Source organism: Pseudoalteromonas sp. CO348 (genome assembly GCF_004208845.1).
Classification (GTDB): Bacteria; Pseudomonadota; Gammaproteobacteria; order Enterobacterales; family Alteromonadaceae; genus Pseudoalteromonas; species Pseudoalteromonas maricaloris.
This window is the reverse complement of record NZ_SGPI01000033.1, coordinates 262,155-281,729: the sequence shown is the minus strand read 5'-3', so window position 1 is coordinate 281,729 and position 19,575 is coordinate 262,155. Positions and strand designations below refer to the sequence as shown.

The following is a 19,575-nucleotide window of genomic DNA, read 5'->3' as shown; positions in this document are numbered from 1 at the left end:
AGGAAATATCCATGTTAAAAGATACTGTAATTTTCAAAGAGCAATACAACGGTCAAATGCCAGCTGCACTTCAGGAGCGTTTTTTACCTGAAGGTCCAGATTTCCCGCTTGTAATTGAAGATACTAGCGGAACACACAGTGCTGCGCAGTGGGTTGCTGACAATGCAGCAAAAATAGATCAGCAGCTGAGACAATACGGTGCAATTCTATTACGTGGTTTTAATCTACAGAATGAAGACGACTTCCGTGACGTCGCAAATGAGTTTATTCCGACGCTCGCAAAATATATGGAAGGCGCGACACCTCGTACCAATCTCGGCAAAGGTGCTTACACCTCAACTGAGTTTCCTAATGAATTGAGCATCGCACAGCACAACGAGTTGTCATACGTTAAACAATGGCCAATGAAGATTGCATTTAGCTGCATGATCCCAGCAGAGGAGCGCGGTGCGACACCTATCGCAGACGTTAGAAAAGTGCATGACTATATTGACGCTGATATTAAAGCCAAGTTTGAACAGCATGGTTGGATGTTAGTACGCAACTATGGCAATGGCTTAGGCCCAACTTGGCAAAAAGCATTCAACACTGATGATATTGAAGAAGTTAAAGCATACTGTCAGAAAGCGGATGTTGAGTTGGAAATTATCAGTGCCGATCAAATCCGTACTCGCCAAGTGCGTCCTGCTATTCGCGATCACATTCATACCGGTGAAAAGGTGTGGTTTAACCATGCTGCATTCTGGCATCCGTCAAGCTTGTGTCCAGTGATTAGAAAAGAGTTGGTGTCTCAATTTGGCGAAGAAGCGTTAACTTATAACACAATGTATGGCGACGGCTCTGTGATCCCTGACGACGTGATTGAGCATATTAACGAAGCCTATAAAAAGGCGACCGTGACTTTCTTGTGGGAAAAAGGCGATGTGTTACTGATGGACAACATGTTGGTATCACACGGCCGTGATCCATTCAAAGGCGAGCGTCGGATTGTTGTTTCAATGGGCGAGCCAGTGGAACTATAAGTTAGTCATGTGGCTCGTGACTGCGAGCCCCAAAATAGCAGGTTTATTATGTTGCTTTACTATATTAAAAAATTCAAAAAGATCATGTTCTTATCGGGGCTCGCTAGTTTGTTTACTGCGGCTACATCGATAGCTTTGTTTCATATGATAGGGGAAAGTGGGGAAACCGGTTTTCAGCCTCTAGAGGTTGTTGTGTTTGCGGTATTAGTCACGTTTCTATTAGCGGCTTCAATGACGACGAGTTACTTTCTCTCTCAATACAGTGCAGGCACAGTAAACAGTGTGCGCCAAAACCTAGTTAGTCGAATTTTGGGAACCGATTACGACAAACTAGAAAAAGCTGGTAGAGCGCGACTATATAACGTTCTGACCAATGATGTGAATGCTATCTCGGGGGCGCTCGCTGAGATGCCAGCTTTCGTTTATAACAGTTTTCTGTTGTTGGCTTGTTTCGGTTATCTGTTTGTACTGTCTGAAGTCATGTTTGGCATTCTTGTATTAGCTGCGTTAGTGTCATTTTTAATCACAAAAATAGTAATGACAAAAATAACCAAGGCCGCGAACCAAATGCGTGAACATCAAGACCATGTATTTGAGGGCTATAAGGGCATTTTAGATGGCGCGAAACAATTAACAGTCAACAAAGCGAGACGCCAGTACTTTTTTGAGAAGCGCCTACAGCCAGTGATGACTGAGTTACGCAGCAGCGAGCGTGAATATGGCTTTGCCTGGGACATTAACCGCAATATAAGTCAGGTGGTGATTTTCATCACGTTGGGCACCATAGTTGCGGTCAGCCATTATCTACAGCGCACTGAATTAGTAATGAGTTATATCCTTATCGTAACTTACATTGCGGCACCATTTGGGTATGTGATGAATCTATGGCAAAACATCGCTCGGGCACGCGTCTCGATGCAAAAAATCGAATCTTTACAGCTTGGCAGTGAGCAAGGTGGATTAACTACGGATCAGCACACGCCGCTTTCAGACAACTGGAATAAGTTAGTTTTTAAAGATGTCTCTTTCGCTTATGAAGCGAAAGGAGAAGATACCGCTTTTTCTTTGCCGAAACTGAATCTGACGTTTAATAAAGGAGAAATTATTTTTATTACCGGTGGTAACGGCAGTGGTAAGTCAACATTCTTACACTTGCTATTGGGTCTTTACACACCCTCAAAGGGCGTAATAAAAGTAGATGAACAGGAAGTGCATGCAGCTCAACTTGATAGCTATAGAGATAAAATTACGATGGTGCTGCCCGATTTCTACCTTTATCGCGAGCTGTTAGACGCCAAAGGCGACCCAGTAGATAGAAAAACGGCGAATACATTGCTGGCTCAGTTTCAATTGGATCACAAGCTAAGCGTGGATGAGGAAGGGTTTTCCGCCACACAGTTTTCTCAAGGCCAGAGAAAGCGTTTGGCATTGATCGCCTCAATTCTCGAAGATAAAGATATCTACGTGCTAGATGAATGGGCTGCGGATCAAGACCCACATTTTAGAGCGCTATTTTATCAAGAATTGCTGCCATGGTTGAAGTCGCAAGGTAAAACAGTAATTGCGGTAACTCATGATGACAAATACTTTCACCTCGCTGATCGCCATATCAAGTTCGATCAGGGGCAGGCAGAAGAGTTGAACCAGAAAAAACAACAAGCTGCATAATTAAAGGAGCACATATGTTTGATTTTATCAAAGGTCGCAAGACCCCAGAAACACCAAAAAATACGGATATCGAAGCTGTTGGAGCTGAAAGTGAAGTGACAATTAAAGAATCCCAGTACACCGTTGGTGGTAAAGTGGTGAAAGAGCGCCATGTAACCGTTACCAAAGGCGATGGCGGACCAGCCCCAGCCACGCCGACTCCGCCCCAAGCTCCAGCCAAATAGGTGCTGAACACTGAGTGGTGCGAGGCGAAAGCTTCGTGCCACTTTAGCTCACTTTTAGTGTGTTAAAACGATTCAGTTGACTGTGTTGTAGGTACTATTGCATTCTTTTAACGTATTTTTTGACTAAACCGCTGTGTGGAAGAAAAGTACACTCTTACCTTTCTCACCAATCCTCGCTACAATATTGCGCAATTTGTACTTAGTAAGTGCTTGTTGTCTGCTAAAGCCATTTCAGTATTACGGTGCACAATGAAGTGACCGGATTAAAGGCAAGAGTATTGAACCGTACGTTTGTTTTTTGACACAAGAAAAAGGATCCTGTGTTCATGCCGTTAAATACAATTATTCTTGCTGCGGGTAAAGGCACTCGCATGCGCTCTAAGTTGCCAAAAGTACTTCACCCTATCGCTGGAAAGCCGATGGTTCAGCATGTTATCGACAATGCGGTCTCATTGGGCGCGCAGTCTACCAATTTAGTTTTCGGTCATGGTGCGCAGCAGCTACAAGCCGCGTTATCACATAATGAAGTGAACTGGGTGCATCAAGCTGAGCAGTTGGGTACTGGTCATGCTGTCGCGGTAGCAAAGGAACATATCAGTGATGACGATAAAGCACTGATCCTCTATGGTGATGTACCTCTCACAAAGCTGAGCACGCTACAGCGTTTGCTGGATGTGACGCCAGCTAAAGGCCTTGCGGTACTCACTGTTGATTTAGCAAACCCGACAGGTTACGGCCGTATGCTGCGAGAAAATGGCAAATTGGTTGGTATTGTCGAACAAAAAGATGCGTCTGCGGAGCAACTTGCTATTACCGAGATCAATACAGGCATAATGGCGGCTAACGGTGGATTATTGAAAAAGTGGCTTGGGCAGCTATCGAATAATAATGCACAAGGTGAATATTATCTCACTGATATTGTGGCGATGGCGCACAGCGAAGGGGTAGAAATTACTTCTGCACAGCCTGATGATGAGATGGAAGTAGAAGGTGCGAATAACCGTGTGCAACTTGCTGCTTTAGAGCGCGCTTATCAAACTTGGCAAGCTGAAACCTTGATGATTAATGGTGCTAGTTTAGCGGATCCTGCTCGCATTGATGTGCGTGGACAGGTAACAACTGGCGAAGATGTTCAGATTGATGTTAACGTGATATTTGAAGGCCATGTTGAAATTGGCGATGATGTTGTTATTGGTCCTAACTGCGTACTTAAAAACTGTAAAATCGGTAATGGCGTAGTTATTAAAGCTAATACGCTTATCGAAGATGCGTTGGTCGCTGATAAGTGTACTTTAGGTCCATTTGCTCGCTTGCGTCCTGGCGCGGTAATGGAAGAAGATTCTCATATTGGTAACTTTGTCGAGATGAAGAAATCTCGTTTGGGTAAAGGTTCAAAAGCTAATCACTTGACCTACCTTGGAGATGCTGAAATTGGGGAAAAAGTGAATATTGGTGCCGGGACCATCACTTGTAACTATGACGGTGTGAATAAGTCAAAAACCATTATCGGTGATAATGCCTTTATTGGCTCTAATTCATCACTAGTTGCACCGGTTGAAATTGGTAGTACGGCAACGATTGGTGCAGGCTCAGTGATTACCTCAAGTGTTAAAGATGAGCAATTGGCAGTCGCGCGAGGAAAACAGCGTAACTTGGATGGCTGGCAGCGTCCAATAAAGAAGTCATAATATTATTTAATTTTTAATATCATACAGATAGCGTTAAATATTTCTAAACCTAAATAAGGCAAGTGCGACTTGCCTTATTTCATTCCTTTCTGTTACCACCCGTGGTACATTGTATTTTCAATAAAAAAATATTAACAATAATATTACCCGATAAGTGCTATGGAAAATTTATTTCGCCGTGAGGTGTTAGAGCATAAACAGCACCGCTTAGAGGGCACAATTAGCTTAATCCAACCGCCCGTATTTAAGACTTTGGGATTACTCATTTTAACGGTTGTGATTTTAAGTATCGTGTTTCTATCAAGTGGTAGCTATACCAGAAAGGAAAGAGTATCTGGCGTTATTGAGCCCAGTGGTGGATTGCTGCGTGTTGCTGCAATGCAACAAGGTGTGGTGTCTGAAGTGTTGGTCAAAGAGGGTGAACAAGTCGCTGTTGGGCAACCTTTGCTGCGAATTGCATCTGCAAAACATAGCACCGAAGCCACTGAATTGAATCAAGCATTACTGAATCAATATCGCTTTCAGCAAAAGAACTTACTACAGCAGATTGAGCAACTACGTGGACAGTACCAGCTTGATATCGAAGAGCTACAGCAACAAGAAACGACCGTAAAAGAAAAGTTAAAAGAACTTGAGAGCCAAGCAAGCACGTTCCAAGAGCGGCTACTACTTAATCAAGATTTAGTATCGCAAATTGCGACGTTAAAAGGCACTGGTTATATTTCTGAACTAGAATTGCAGCGCCAAAAAGACACCTTGCTTTCATTAAAGCAGCAAGCTTCTTCAATCCGTTCAGAACGCATAGCGCTTGAGTCACAGCTGAAAAACATCAAAAATCAATTGGCGAAATTGCCGATTGAACATCAAAACCGAACTTCTCAGCTGCAATCGCAGCAAGCTGACCTGCTTATCCAAATCTCATCCATCGAGCAGGAGCGACTTGGTGAAGTCCGCGCGGCCCAATCCGGTGTTGTCACTGGCTTGCTTGCTAAGCTTGGCAAAAATGTCTCCATAGGTCAGCATTTACTGACCCTTATCCCTGAAGATAGTGATATGCAAGCAATTGTTTATATCCCAACTTCGGCTTTTGGTTTTATCAAAGAGGGGCAGGAAACAAAATTGCGCTACCACGCGTTTCCTTACGAAAAGTTTGGTATATACAAAGGAAAGATTGTAGAGCTTAGTAACAGCGTTATCTTGCCTGAGGAAACCAACATGCCAGGCATTATTCAAGAGCCTGCGTACCGTGTAGTGGTTGCGTTGGATGAACAAGCAGTAAAAGCATATGGTAAAGATACAGTCTTGCGTGCAGGTATGACGCTTGATGCGGATATTGTGGTAGAAGAACGCTCTTTATTGCGTTGGTTGTTTGACCCAGTATTTAGCATCAAAGGCCAGTTATAAGAAGTAAAAGGGTTGATATGGAAATGGAACATGAAGGCGCTGCCAATAAGTTAGAGTTTTGGTCGCGGAAATCTTTACCAGTGATCATCCAATCAGAAGCGGCAGAGTGTGGCCTTGCGAGTCTTGCTATGGTTGCTGGATATCATGGTTATCGCACTGATTTAACTCGCTTAAGGCAGCGTTTTAGTATTTCAATCGAGGGTTGTACGCTGCTCGATATTATGCACTTTGCTGAAAAGCTCCATTTAACTTCAAGGCCTCTGCGAATTGAGCTTGAAGATCTAGATGCGCTGCAAGCACCGGCAATTCTACATTGGGATATGAACCATTTTGTGGTGCTTAAAAAAGCCAATGAAAAGCGCATCGTGATCCATGACCCCGCTGGTGGCGAAAAAACCTTTACGATGGAAGAAGCCTCTAAGCATTTTACTGGCGTGGCATTGGAGTTAACGCCAACCAAAGACTTTGAAAAGAAAGAGCAAAAAGCGAGCCTTAGATTCTCAGATTTTTGGAGTCGTATTACGGGCTTAAAACGCTCACTGCTGCTTATCTTTATGTTATCCATCTTGCTACAGGTATTTACGCTGGCAGCGCCCTATTATATTCAGCTGGTTATAGATGATGTCATACTCACTGGTGACACCTCTCTCTTGACGGTGCTGGCGATAGGGTTCTTTTTAGTACTGCTTTTTGAAATCGCTACCAATGCGCTACGTGGCTTTACCTTGCTGCACTTTGGTAATCAGATGAATATTCAACTGGGGGCGAACCTATTTCACCACTTAGTGCGCTTACCCATCGCCTATTTTGAGAAGCGCCATATGGGGGATGTCGTTTCTCGCTTCGGCTCTCTTCAGCAAGTAAAGCAGCTCCTTACAACGGGAGTCATTGAAGCGATTATTGATGGCTTAATGGCGATTATTACCTTAGCGATGATCTTCTTCTATAGCCCTATGTTATCAGCGGTCGTGTTGGTGGCTGTGATCACTTACGCGATTATCAGAATGGTCATGTATAAGCCATTTCGCAATATCAGTGAGCAAGAAATCATGGCGCGCGCGGAAGAAAATTCCAACTTTATGGAAACGGTACGCGGGATCCAAACAATTAAATTATTTGGCTCAGAGGTCAAGCGAGAAGGACAGTGGCAAAATCGCTATGCGAGTGCGATTAACCACAATATCCGCTTGGGCAATTTTAAAATTGGCTACGACGCGATTAACCGGGCGCTATTTGGTATCGAGAATATCATTGTGGTTTATTTGGCGGCGCACTTGGTGATTGCTGGTGGATTTAGCACTGGTATGCTGTTTGCTTTTATGTCTTACAAGCGTCAGTTTATGGATAAGACCGCAAATCTTATAGAAAAGCTTATTGAGTTTAAAATGTTAGGCCTCCACTTTGACCGTATTGCTGATATTGCTTTAACGGATAAAGAAGAGCTACAACCAGATCAATATCGCAAACTGAATATCGAGGGCAAAATTGAAGTAAAAAACCTGTCGTTCGCATATTCAGACGCAACACCAAATGTTATTGAAAAACTAAGCCTAACAATCAATGCGGGCGAGTCAGTAGCAATTACAGGGCCTTCCGGTTGCGGTAAGTCGACTTTACTTAAGTTAATGTTGGGGTTAAACAAACCATCCAGCGGTGAAATCTTGGTGGATGGTATATCTCTTAACCAAATTGGCGCAAGACAGTATCGTCAGCAGATAGCTGCGGTGATGCAAGACGATGAGCTCCTATCTGGTACTGTGGCTGATAATATCGCCTTTTTTGATTCACCGATTAATATGGAAAAGGTGGTGCACTGTGCCCAGCTTGCTGCCATTCATGATGATATCAGCGATATGCCAATGGGCTATGACAGCTTGATTGGTGACATGGGATCGAGTTTATCTGGTGGTCAGAAGCAACGGATCATCTTGGCGCGTGCTCTGTATAAAGATCCGAAAATACTGTTTATGGATGAAGCGACTAGCCACCTTGATACGGGGTTGGAAGAGGATATCAATGATGCGGTGTCTCGGTTGAAGATAACGCGTATTATCATCGCGCACCGGAAAGAAACCATTGCCTCTGCTGACAGAGAGATTAAGCTCAAAAAGCCAGTGCACCATGAAGGGGAAGAGCAAACCTCGACATCGGGGTCTGAATAAATAAAGCGAGCATACAGCTCGCTTTATTCTATTTTTGAATAACAAGTAGAGTTCATAAAGTGACTTTCACAAAGCAGTCGTCGTAGCATGTAAGTTCTGTGACTGTAGGTCCGTTACCTTCAACACCACCTGCTACTTGCGGTGTCATTTTTTTATCTAGCGCTTTGCCGTGAGTAGTTGAAAGTGTTTTTATGATCTTCTTTTTGAATGCTATTTTCATAATTAACTCCTTTATTGATTTTTGTTTTATTAAAGATGTAAGTAACAGTTAATTAATTTTAGTGTTTACAATATCTTTTGCTTAATTATCCGAAGCTCAGGTTATTTACGTGCTTTGTATTTTAAAGCTGAAAAAGAGTAGAGAGTTCTCTACTCTTTTTAGTCAGATTATGGGATCTGACAAGTGTGCTCACGGCAAGAGTGGTTACGACCTGTCCAACAATCGCCATAGCGATCTGTGAATAGAGAGCCTGCTGGAGAATTAGCCTGAACATCACCGCCAGCAATTTGAGGTGTCATATTTGCTGGAATAGATTTGCTGTCACTTGAGAGTGCCTTTATGCACTTTTTGTTTAGTGTCAATTTCATTCGTTTTTCCTTACTTATGTTGGTTAATAGCAGTCCTTTATTTCAATCCTTTTGCTACACGCATTGAACGCGTGTGTACAAAAGTTAAGCTAGTGTTAGTTTGAATAAATGTCAATACTTTGTTTTTTTATGGCAACCTTTATATCAAAGTTTGAGTTTGCCTAAACAAAAGGTTAACTTACCTATGGTGAGTACAGAAATTATAATTAAGAATTGAAACAAGGATAAGTATGCTAAAGGCGTTAGATTTAGAAAAAAAAGAACAAATCCTGTCTATAGTGGAAAAGCTAGCCAAGCAGGTTGAATCAAATCTTGAAGCCGTGAACAGTAACGGTTTGCTTAGTGGTTTAGCTGGGCACTTATTGTTTTTATTTCGAGCTGCAAACTTTAATGATGCTTGGGTCGATGAGGAAAAATTTCATCTGGCGCTAGATAAGCTCCAAAATGAATTGGCAGAGCAAACCCCTGAACTGAGTTCAGGGCTAGCTGGGCAAGCTTGGGTGCTTGAGTATTTTAACCAGTATGACGACGAAGAGTATGATTCTGATCTGCTGGAGGAGATAGATAACTTCTTTGACACTGCACTCGACTTTTCTCCTTGGACTGGAGAAATTGAAATGGTGTTAGGCCTTGCCGGATATTCTCCCTATATCTCACGTCGTGCAAAAAAAACACAACAAAGTACTTTGTTTGATCGTCTTGTTACGGGATATGAGTCGGTTGCGGTAGAACTAGATGGTCAGCAGGTTGCTTGGTCTCAGCCGAAGCAATCGGTATATAGATTTGACAAAGAAAATCTCGAACAAGATGAGTTTAACCTTGGGCTTGCTCATGGTGTACCCGGGATTATCGCGGCACTTATTCCTGCGCTTCAGGACGAAAAAGTAAAGCTGCGGGCGCAAAAACTGGTCGTTGCGGGCTGTGATTGGCTGCTTGAACAACAAAGTCATGCTGATGATAAGAAAGCTTGCTTTGGATCATGTGCAGGAGATGAGCATCACTCTCGGTTAGGTTGGTGCTATGGTGACTTAACGATTGCGTTAACACTTGCAAGAGCTGGGCATGCGTTAGACAAGCCAAGTTATGTTGAACAGGCACTGGAAATCGCGTTGTTTAACGTCGATAGAGACGCGAAGCAAGGCCATATTAACGATGCCGGACTTTGTCATGGTTTTTTTGGGTTGGTAACCATTTATCAACTACTCAACCAAGTTATGCCTCATCCTAAGTTACAGCAGGCCGCCTTAACTTGGCTAGATTATGGCTTAAATCAGTACCAAGAACGTGGACTAGAAGCCCTGTATTCATATAACGGTCTGGAAAAGGCACACCAGGAAGATCATAGCTTTTTAATGGGTTTTGCGGGTATTGGTTTAGCGCTCATCGGTGTGCTGGATGACAATCTTGATTGGACCGATTGTCTGTTAATGAGTTAAGGAGTATTTATGCCAGCTAAAATAACAACAGACTCCTTTTTTGTTCTGCGAACACCAAAACTGCCGATTGAAACCTTGTTCAATCAGCAAGATAGTAATGCGATGTTAAGTGCCTGGCTTGCCACACCAGGGGTGATGGAAGCTTTGTTTGTTGCAAGTCCATCTCTACTTGAGCGATTGGAACAGTGGCGTGAAAAGCCGAACTCCAAGCAGGGGAAAAAAGTCGCATTGGCGCTATTGCGATACCTCATTCGAATGTCTTCACGACCTACACCTTTTGGTCTTTTTTCTGGTGTCCATACGGGTAAAATTGGCTCAGAAACTCGTCTTGTGAGTGATAGCGCAGAGCATGATTCCCGCAAAACTCGCTTAGACATGTTTCTGCTGTCTGCAATTCGCTCTCATTTAGCAGAAACTGAAGCAAAATCAGATAATTTGTCTTATTTACCTAATCCATCTCATTACTTTATAGCAGATCAGTGCCGCTACATCGAAACTTACCTTTCTGATGACACCATGCAGTATCGCCTGAGTGCCGTTGATAGTGATGAGTACTTCATCACTATGCTGGAACTGGCGAAACAGAAGCTAAGCTTTTCTCAGCTCATTGAGCAATTTTGTTTGCGCTATAGTGAAGCAGAATATGAGGAAGTTAGTGCATACCTTGAAGAGCTCATCAGTGAAGGGGTATTAATTCCCGATATTCCGCTACCACTTACAGGTGAAAGTCCCGACATCGCGTTGATTAAAGCGTTGAAAAACGTTGCGCCTGTAGAAGTTTACGCCAAGTTGGAGCAGGCGACTCATGACCTTGCAGTGATGGATGAAGCGGGACAAGCGAAGCCTGAGCAATATCAAGCCATTTTTAAATACCTTTCTGAGCTACCGGTTAAAGTTCAAGAAAACAAACTTTTCCAATCAGATACTTACCGCGCCTTTTTACATTGTGAAATGTCACAGCAAGAAGTTGCAAGGGTGAATAAACAACTGCAATTGATCGCGAGTTTAAATCGCAGCGCTAAGCATAACCCACTTGAAAACTTTATTAATAAGTTCAACACGCGGTTTGAAGGTCAATTTGTACCTTTGGATATGGTGTTGGATGATGAGTCGGGTATTAGTGTCTCCACTGAAACTGGCTATGATGCCCCGTTAGTAGGTGGTTTACAGTTGGGTCGAGCGAGTAGCGGACAAGCTAGCGCCCCTGACTATACCGAACTGGATCACATTATTGAGCAGGCTGTGACATTGCCAAGTAATTTAGGCAAAAGCTGTGTTGTCCTGACCAGTAGCGAATTAAAGCAAAAAGTTAAGGATAAAGTAGAACTTAACTTGCCACGTTCAATGGCTGTGATGTTGAGTTTATTTGAGGACGAAAAGTCGAATCCTGTGTTCAAGTTCAATGGCTGTTATGGGCCGTCGGCAGCTAATCTTTTGGGTCGTTTTTGCCACCTTGATGAAACATTAAAAGAATCGGTTATTCATCATTTAGAGCAAGAACACAGTCACAGTGAAGAGGTTATCTTCGCAGAAATTGTACATATGCCCGAGGGAAGACCTGGTAACGTGATTGCGAGGCCACATTTACGGCAGTACGAAATCGTTTTTATGGCAGACAGTTCACTAGACCTTGAATACCAGATCCCGCTAAGTGATCTGTATGTTTGGGTCGAAAGCCAGCAGGTTAAACTCTGGAGTAAGCGACTCAATAAACGCATTATTCCGCGTTTGTCGAGTGCACATAACTTTTCTGCCCGAAGCTTGAGCGCTTATAAATTCCTTTGTATGTTGCAGCATCAAGAAAGTGAAACGCCCAAGTTTTCGCTGCCTTCAAGCCTAAGAAACGCTACTTATGTGCCGCGCATCATGTTAGATAACCTGATTTTACATGAGAAAACATGGCGTATTGAACGCAAAGAACTAGAAGCGTTATTAGTTAATCAACACATCGACGCAAATAAGCTTCAACAGCTCAAAGAGAAGTATTTGTTAGATGATTGGGTCAGTTTTGCCGCAGGAGATAATGTTTTAACTTTGAACTTAAGCCAAAGTGCGATGGTAGAAGTGTTGCTAATGGAAACCAAAGGCCGCAATACGGTTGAGCTCAGCGAGGTATTGGCATATCAACTGACGCCGCGTGTAACGGATGCACAAGGTCGTCATTACGCTAATGAAATCATTGTTCCTTTACTTAATGAGAATGCTGCTCCTCATTCGCATTTTGCCGAAAAGCCACTAGAAAATATTACCGCCACACCAATCTCTCGACGCTTCAGTGCAGGTTCCGAATGGCTCAGCTTAAAAATATATTCAGGTAATACCATTGTTGAGCAGCTACTTTATGAGCAGTTATTGCCGCTTATTGAGGAAAATAGTGCATTGTTCGATAAGTGGTTCTTTATTCGCTATGGCGATCCGGATTGGCATCTACGCTTACGCTTCCAAGGCAAGCCAGCAGTGCTTTGTGGAGAGTTATTGCCAAAACTCAATCAGCTATTGTCACCTATGATAGAGAGCTCTCAGCTGCATAAAGTTGAATTAATGACTTATGAGCGAGAAGTCGAGCGCTACGGCGGTCCGCAATCTATGACTTTGATCGAAAGCTTGTTTATGTTTGACAGTGAGCTTATTGCGAAAAGTTGTCAGCTAGTTGAAGAATTCGGAGAAGATGTCCGTTGGCGTATCGCATTGGCTTGTACTAACCGTTTGCTGACGCTATTTGATTATGATGCGGAACAAAAGCTATCACTGATCTCTTCATTGCGCGCAGGGTTTGGTAAAGAATTCAATGAGAGTAGCGCGCTGAGAAAGCAGCTCGGTAATCGTTATCGCGATCACCAAACTCAGCTCGATGATGACTTTACCAAGCTTAATATTGCGAGCTTAGCGCAATGTGATGAGACGCAACAAGCGATGTTGGCGCTGTTAGAGGCGTGGCAGAAGCAGGCAGAGCCAGTGGTGAAGGAAATTTTGACATTAGAAAAGTCAGGTTCACTTAATTTGAGTATACAATCATTACTCGGCTCTCTTTTGCATATGCATAACAACCGTATGTTTAAAGCTTATGGTCGAGAACAGGAATTTGTTATTCATGATATGTTGAGACGAAAGTACTTCTCTGAGTCTAAAGTTTCTTAGAGAATGAAAAAGGTTGGCTTGGTTGCCAACCTTTTTCATTTATGAGTTATGCTGACACTTTATTTTGCATTTTCTCACCAACAAGTTTTGGTAATACTCGCTCAATGAACTGTTGAAGTGGCTTAACGTGTGCTTCTACGTCAGTCCAGTCCGCTTCTAAGTCCTCAATAATATGATGAGTCTCTATTACTTCACCCTGATAGCAAAGTTCAATGATGGGGTGTAAGAATTTACTTAACTCCGCGTCAGTCGCGTTGTCTTTATGCACTCGAACCTGATTGAACGGGTCGCCTTCAATTGGTGCACCAAAGTCTAATGCTATCTGCAAATGATAGTGATCACCTAGATGAGCATGGAGGTACGGACTTGGCAGGTGCTTATAATATTGTGCCATACCGCTCTTTGATACCGTAACTGCATCCACCATGAAGCCATGCTGTTGCCATAGCGCGCTTGTCTCATTGATACGGTTCAGGATTGCACTGCCGATTGCTTCTGGCGTACCTAAGTGTTGGTCGCATGCAAGCGTAGTATCATGATGTTTTTGTTTTAGCATCTCGACTAAGGCGCGGCTATTGTATCTAAAGCCGTGAATAAAGCCTGAAGTCGACTTTCGATATTTGGTGGATTGTGTCAGCGTGCCAGCAAAATAAAGGCCTTTTACATTGATGGATTCAAAGCTGCAATCTAGAGAGGGGAAACGGCCTTCAATCATGAGATCAGGTTTTGCACTATCGGCAAAAATACTGCTGTCCATGGCAAATCCAGTACAACAAATGATCTCGTCATACTCTATGGTTTCTTGCTCACCATTAGCATGAGCATAACTAAAGTGCACGATAAAACGGTTGTCTTGTTTCTCAATACGCTTAATGTCGGCGTCTAAGATAGCGTTTTGCGACTTCAGTTGATAAGTATCTAGAATATTGTTGTTTACTGCACGTAGGTCGCCAACATAGTGGGTCTTCCATGCCATATCTAAAGGATTTGGACTACAAACGTGAATTAGGCTGGTTGCAGGGATAAGGTGATCAGCCGTTTCGAAAGCTGAGTTTCCTTTACCGATAACAAGTACGCGTTTGTTTTCATATGGTGCCAAATCAATATTTAAGTCTGAGTATTGTGTAACTAGCTCTATTCCTTCGATCTTCGGAATATAAGGCTTAGGGACACCTGTACTGACGATGACGCGGGCTGCTGTATATTGTTCATTATGAGTTGTGGTCACAACGAAGTGATCGGCAATCTTTTCGACGGACTTAACACGCTGGTTATAAGCAACATTTAGCTGATTTTGGTCAACATAATGGTTGAGGTATTTGACTAAGTTATCAGCACTTGGGAAAAAGTCGCGGTCAAAACTGGAAAAGTTAAGGCTGTAGTCATCAGTTAAAATGGAGTTCCAATCGTGTCTTAAGTTGAATTCAGGGTTTGTTGAGCCGGTAAATACTTTATTAATTGAAATTAGTTTCCGGTGAATTGGGAATGTTTCAAAAAAACACCCTGCGCGCTGACCTGACTCCAACATGAGGTAGGACAAGCCACTTTGTTTTAGGTGGTAAGCGGTTTGGACTCCTGCTGGGCCTGCGCCAATAATAAGATAATCAAGCATGTTCGTTGTTCCTTGTTGGTGTTGGTGCTGCAACAACTACTCTAGACAGGGTAACGTTCCCCGCTTTCCCTATTGCAGTTATGATATTAATTTGTTGTATAATTGTTGTTTTAAATTGTGTATTAATTGTGTATTTGCAATGTTTTTTTACCAACTGGAGGAGTGACAGGTTTATCTTAAGTACGCAACCTACGCATGAGGATTTATACTGAGTGAGACACAATCAACGGAAATAAAAATGATGAAAAAATTCGGGCTCGCCATATTGGTGGTATTCAGTACGCTATCTTGGGCTAATGAAAAATTAAATGAAGAACTCTCGGTGTTTACACCTTATCTTGGTACTTGGCAATCGAACTTTGACGTGCCTTCAGATAAGCCAAAGATGCAGGATGTCAGTCACTGGGAGCGAGCTTTAAATGGCACAGCCGTTCGTACCTTACATTCAATCAACGATGGCATGTACGGCGGAGAGTCATTAATTTTCTGGGATAAAAGTAAAAACAGTCTAGTGTTTTACTATTTTACGACGGCAGGATTTTACACCCAAGGAACGATGGAAGTCCTGAACCAGAGCGAGTTTGTGGCATACGAAGAGGTTATCAATAACAAAGATGGTATTACAAAGGTGAAATCAACCAGTAAGTTTGAGAGTGGTCAATTTACGGTGTCGACGCAATACTTGAAAAACGGCGAGTGGACTGAACCTGAGTCGCGCATTTATACAAAAAGCGATAAAAAAGTTAAATTTAAGTAAGCCTTAAAGTGCCTCCTTAGAGGCACTGAACTGTGTTATTTACTCTCGATTAGTAAATATCAGGGCAAGTATGGCGACCACACGTATTGGCAACACAATGCGTTAGCCTGTCTTGGCTGAAACGAAGCGCGCCGCCTGCAACCTGTGGAGTCATTACTGCTGGAACAGTTTGCTTATCAGCTGATAGAGCTTTGATTTTCTTCTTGTTTAACGATAATTTCATTTCAGTATTCCTTCTAAATTATAGGCTCTGATTGAGCTCATTATATTGTAGTTATGTCATCTGATTTATTCTTCAATGAACAAAAAAGTAACACAACAACTAAGCTAAAACATATTTATTACTTTTTCAACATTTTGCTATTAATTACATTTTCTCAATGTTTCTTTTGCAGCTGATAATGGTGATAGAGATGCTAAGAACTAAGTAGGGCTTAGCATCATGTTGCTCTTATTCGTTATTTTTTCTCTAAACTCAAAGCTCGTCCTTTGCGATCAGAGTTTGGGTGCACCGCTCTAAGCGCCTGTACTTGATTAAGTGAGGCATTGAAGGGCACCCAGTTGCCGTTTTCAAGCTGTGCTTCGATAACAAAACCCGGAATGGCGGTAAAAGCGTCGAGCTTTGCTCCAGATAGCTGTTTTGCGGCGACGACGGGAATGCGAAATTCAATTCCGGCTTGTGCTAACTTAGGTAGTTCTTGATTGCCCAAAATAGCCACGAATCGTTGCCAATCAGCCTCACGTTGCGCTTGTAACTTAGCCGTAAAATATCTGCTAGATTGGCTGTATATACGACCGGCTTGGTAGGGTAATTCCCACTCGGCATGGTGCCATGCACGCTCTGCAAGGGCTAATAGCCGTGGATAAAGCATGTATTCGGCTTGTGCATCACTGCGCAGCATTTCACTCCATAAGTGCCCTTGGAGCCCGGCAAACTTAACCCCTTTGTTTAGTGATGAGTCGCTGTCGTTGGCTATGTAGGCGTGGTTATTGGTATTTTTCCAGATCTCTGCATGTGCAGGAAGGTTGTCTGGCATAAATTCAAACATCTTCTTGCTTTCGATAGCGCGGCTTGCCCAGTGATTACCACGCTCTTCTGGGTGAGATTGATATGGAAAGTCAAAGTAGGTTACATCAGGGCTAGACAACACAACCTGCCAGCCCTGATTGGCGAAGCGATGCGCGACCGCGTGCCCGTTTTCGCTTAATGTCGCCCAAGCATTGCTCTGTACGTTTGCTGGCATATTGGCAGCACGTACATCACCTAAACCGTCGCTCCACCCTGCAACCTGTATTCCTTTTTTATCTAGTAACTTTGCGATCCGTTCAATGAAGTAACCGTTAAAGTTGGTAAAATCTTTCACGCTTGCCTGCAATTTTTTACAAGCCGGCGACTCTAGCCAAGCACCTGCGGTTTCATCTGCACCTATATGGTAAGTGTTGAGTGGTACACCTGCACGGTCATGCAGCACTTTTACTTCGCTTAATACTTTGTCGATAAAGGTATAAGTGTTTGCAATGCAGACATTTAGCGTGTTGTCGTTATAATGTTGAATAGAGCTGTAACGCGTCTTGTCAGCAGCTTCTACTAACCGGTACTGCTGTGCATCCTCAGGTGTGCCTTGTGCCATCAGCTTTTTATATCGCGCCTCCATGGCGATGATTGCAGCGCGTGAGTGACCTGGCATATCTAATGAGGGTAACACCTCGATATGATGCGCCTTTGCATAGCGCAGGATCTCAATATAATCCTCTGCAGAGTAAAAGCCATTCACTTGCGCGTTTTTATCATTCCCAGCGCCTAATTGCGGCAATAGGCAGCGAGTTTCGGTCAAATCAAAGCAGCGATAAGCGCCGACAGAGGTGAGCTCGTCAAGACCGTCGATGGCTAAGCGCCAGCCTTCATCATCCGCTAAATGAAGGTGCAGTTTATTTAGCTTATATGCCGCCATCTGTTCAATGGTTTGTAAAATAAAGGTTTTGGAGCGGAAGTTGCGGGCTACATCGACGTGTATACCACGAAAGTCATACCTTGGTGTATCAATAATATCCACCATGGGAATACTTAAATCATTAATATCCAACAGTCCAGCAAGGCTTTGTAGCGCATAAAATGCAGCAGCGCTGTTATTGGCTTGGATTGAGATATTATTTTCGGCGACCGTCAGTTGATAATGTGGACTTGATTGCTTATTTGGCTTTACAGCGACATTAACTACAAGTCCGTCCTTGGTGCTTTTTACCCCAAGGGTATTGAGTCGCTGTTGTGCCATGGCGATAGCATCAGCTGAAATACCTGAAAGTTGCAGATTAATTCCGGCTGCTAGATTGAGTCGTTTATCGGACAGCACTGTCAGTTGTTTAGGTTTTGGTATCAGCCCAATTGCAGCATCAAGAGTTGGCCTCACTTGATGTTGATATAAGTATTCACTGCCCATCCACGGGGTGTCATCTTTACTGCTGGTTTGCAGCTGGTTGAGCGTACCAAATGACGTCAGATAAGGTTGTAGCTCAAGTCCTGTGTCGTTATCGCGCTGGGTTTGCGTGCTTTTGATCACTTGTGGGGTGAGCTTAAGCTGCGCGTCCGTTACAACATAATTTGGCATAAATTCTGAGCGTGTAACCTGAGAGTCCTTGGTATAAAAGCGCACGGTAGTGGGGGCACTTGAAAACCCACTAAACCCTGCTGCAGGCGTGATTTTGTGAATATCACCATTGATATGGGTGATGGCAAAGTTATCGCCCTCAACATGGTAAATCGGCATCAGTTGGCTAAAAAAGATAGCAAAGTCATTATTTGCCTTGGTATTTTCTTTAGCTACGCTAAAACTCAGCTCTGAGTAATAACACTTTTGCTGTGCCTTGGGGCAGGTGCTTGGCTTGCTATCAAGCAAGGTGTACTTTACATCAAGATTTTGGCCTAACCAGTTTACTGCGGTTTGGTCGAGCGCATAAAGGGGTGACGACACCCCAAAAAGTAGGGCCATAAGCCGATTAAACTTCATTGGCTAGTTCCTTGTTATCATGGTTAATTTTATTGTGTTGAAACAATCCGTATGCCCCTAAAAGTGGCGCGTGATTTAAGGTGCTTGGAATGACACGAACGGATTGATATAAAGCATTGCCAAGCAACTGCTGCATCTTGGCTTCAAGTGCGGCGTTGAAATAGTCATATGAATGCGTCACGGAGCCGCCAAGTACAATGACATCTGGATTCAGCACCATGACTACTTGCGCGAGTGCATGACCAACGTGACTGCCAAAAGTCTCAAATTGTTGTAGTGCAAATGGGTCGCCACTGCGTGCTTGCTCGGCCAACCACCTCCCTTCAATTCCTTGTCGCCCAAAGAACTGTCCTGACGCATAATCTTCAATAATTCCATCAAGATAGCTTAAGTTGCCTAGCTCTCCTGCAGCACTATGGTTACCCGTATATAAATTACCGTTAAACACAAAACCGGCACCAATGCCTGTGCCAAGGCATACGCCAATTAGGTTGTTGGCATGGTGGCCACCATATAAGTATTCACCAAATGCAAAGCAGTTTGCGTCATTATGGACAACAACGGGCAAAGAAAAGTGCTGTTCTAACAATCCCTTCAGAGGCACATTTTGCCAATGAGGAATATTTTGTGTTGTCAGCACGGTGCCGCTGCACACATCCAGTGTGCTTGGTACGCCAATCGCAATACCAGTTGTTTCGGTCGTTAGGTTTTCTTCGATTAAACGGATAACAAAGGCATTAACTTGGTCTAAGTTGGCCTGACTAGGCACCGCATACTGGCGTACCTGCTCGACCTGAGTGTGGGCAACCGAAGCCACAAGCGCTTTGGTGCCTCCCAAGTCAATACATAACAAAGAGTGATTCATCGTAAT

15 protein-coding genes are annotated in these 19,575 nt (G+C 43.3%); 9 read left to right on the top strand and 6 right to left on the bottom strand.

Going from position 1 to position 19,575, the window contains the following annotated elements; all coding sequences use genetic code 11:
- The first annotated feature begins 11 nt into the window (after positions 1–11).
- The 6 genes from EXT48_RS17790 to EXT48_RS17765 all read left to right on the top strand — a co-directional run bounded on the left by EXT48_RS17790 (position 12) and on the right by EXT48_RS17765 (position 8,168).
- On the top strand, positions 12–1,022 hold the full coding sequence (locus tag EXT48_RS17790) for a TauD/TfdA family dioxygenase (RefSeq protein WP_130165225.1): 1,011 nt from the start codon (positions 12–14) through the stop codon (positions 1,020–1,022).
- Positions 1,023–1,070: 48 nt separating this feature from the next.
- Positions 1,071–2,690, top strand: coding sequence for a cyclic peptide export ABC transporter (locus EXT48_RS17785; RefSeq protein ID WP_039493173.1), 1,620 nt, complete (start codon positions 1,071–1,073; stop codon positions 2,688–2,690).
- Positions 2,691–2,704: 14 nt separating this feature from the next.
- Positions 2,705–2,914, top strand: coding sequence for a hypothetical protein (locus tag EXT48_RS17780; RefSeq protein WP_130165224.1), 210 nt, complete (start codon positions 2,705–2,707; stop codon positions 2,912–2,914).
- A 326-nt stretch (positions 2,915–3,240) separates the two neighbouring features.
- On the top strand, positions 3,241–4,602 hold the full coding sequence (gene glmU / locus EXT48_RS17775) for a bifunctional UDP-N-acetylglucosamine diphosphorylase/glucosamine-1-phosphate N-acetyltransferase GlmU (RefSeq protein WP_130165223.1): 1,362 nt from the start codon (positions 3,241–3,243) through the stop codon (positions 4,600–4,602).
- 159 nt (positions 4,603–4,761) lie between these two features.
- Positions 4,762–6,006, top strand: a complete 1,245-nt coding sequence (locus EXT48_RS17770) for an HlyD family secretion protein (protein WP_130165222.1) — start codon at positions 4,762–4,764, stop codon at positions 6,004–6,006.
- Positions 6,007–6,023: 17 nt separating this feature from the next.
- The gene (locus EXT48_RS17765) at positions 6,024–8,168 is read left to right on the top strand and encodes a peptidase domain-containing ABC transporter (RefSeq protein ID WP_130165221.1); all 2,145 of its coding nucleotides are present in this window, start codon (positions 6,024–6,026) and stop codon (positions 8,166–8,168) included.
- A 52-nt stretch (positions 8,169–8,220) separates the two neighbouring features.
- Here the strand turns inward: EXT48_RS17765 and EXT48_RS23745 are convergent, their stop codons facing one another.
- Positions 8,221–8,388 carry a hypothetical protein gene (locus EXT48_RS23745; RefSeq protein WP_165384120.1) on the bottom strand — a complete coding sequence of 56 codons (168 nt, stop codon included), beginning with the start codon at positions 8,386–8,388 and terminating at the stop codon, positions 8,221–8,223.
- 167 nt (positions 8,389–8,555) lie between these two features.
- The gene (locus tag EXT48_RS17760) at positions 8,556–8,756 is read right to left on the bottom strand and encodes a hypothetical protein (protein ID WP_130165220.1); all 201 of its coding nucleotides are present in this window, start codon (positions 8,754–8,756) and stop codon (positions 8,556–8,558) included.
- Between the two features lie 230 nt (positions 8,757–8,986).
- On the opposite strand from EXT48_RS17760, the gene EXT48_RS17755 reads away from it, so the two are divergent.
- Positions 8,987–10,192 (top strand): lanthionine synthetase C family protein, encoded by a 1,206-nt coding sequence (locus EXT48_RS17755; protein WP_130165219.1) that lies wholly within the window; start codon positions 8,987–8,989, stop codon positions 10,190–10,192.
- A gap of 9 nt (positions 10,193–10,201) precedes the next feature.
- Positions 10,202–13,330 (top strand): lantibiotic dehydratase, encoded by a 3,129-nt coding sequence (locus EXT48_RS17750; protein ID WP_130165218.1) that lies wholly within the window; start codon positions 10,202–10,204, stop codon positions 13,328–13,330.
- 46 nt (positions 13,331–13,376) lie between these two features.
- On the opposite strand, the gene EXT48_RS17745 is transcribed toward EXT48_RS17750, so the two are convergent.
- Positions 13,377–14,942 carry an NAD(P)-binding domain-containing protein gene (locus tag EXT48_RS17745; protein ID WP_045989717.1) on the bottom strand — a complete coding sequence of 522 codons (1,566 nt, stop codon included), beginning with the start codon at positions 14,940–14,942 and terminating at the stop codon, positions 13,377–13,379.
- A gap of 238 nt (positions 14,943–15,180) precedes the next feature.
- Between EXT48_RS17745 and EXT48_RS17740 the strand changes: the two genes are divergently transcribed.
- Positions 15,181–15,699 carry a hypothetical protein gene (locus EXT48_RS17740; protein ID WP_130165217.1) on the top strand — a complete coding sequence of 173 codons (519 nt, stop codon included), beginning with the start codon at positions 15,181–15,183 and terminating at the stop codon, positions 15,697–15,699.
- A 49-nt stretch (positions 15,700–15,748) separates the two neighbouring features.
- On the opposite strand, the gene EXT48_RS23740 is transcribed toward EXT48_RS17740, so the two are convergent.
- The 3 genes from EXT48_RS23740 to EXT48_RS17730 form a co-directional block, all read right to left on the bottom strand.
- A complete protein-coding gene (locus EXT48_RS23740) occupies positions 15,749–15,922 on the bottom strand; it encodes a hypothetical protein (protein WP_017218574.1) in 174 nt (57 codons plus the stop codon).
- A gap of 235 nt (positions 15,923–16,157) precedes the next feature.
- A complete protein-coding gene (locus EXT48_RS17735; RefSeq protein WP_130165216.1) occupies positions 16,158–18,704 on the bottom strand; it encodes a family 20 glycosylhydrolase in 2,547 nt (848 codons plus the stop codon).
- Entirely contained in the window at positions 18,694–19,569 is an 876-nt protein-coding gene (locus EXT48_RS17730) for an ROK family protein (protein WP_130127211.1), read from the bottom strand. Before EXT48_RS17730 ends, EXT48_RS17735 begins: the two co-directional genes overlap by 11 nt.
- Positions 19,570–19,575: the final 6 nt, after the last annotated feature.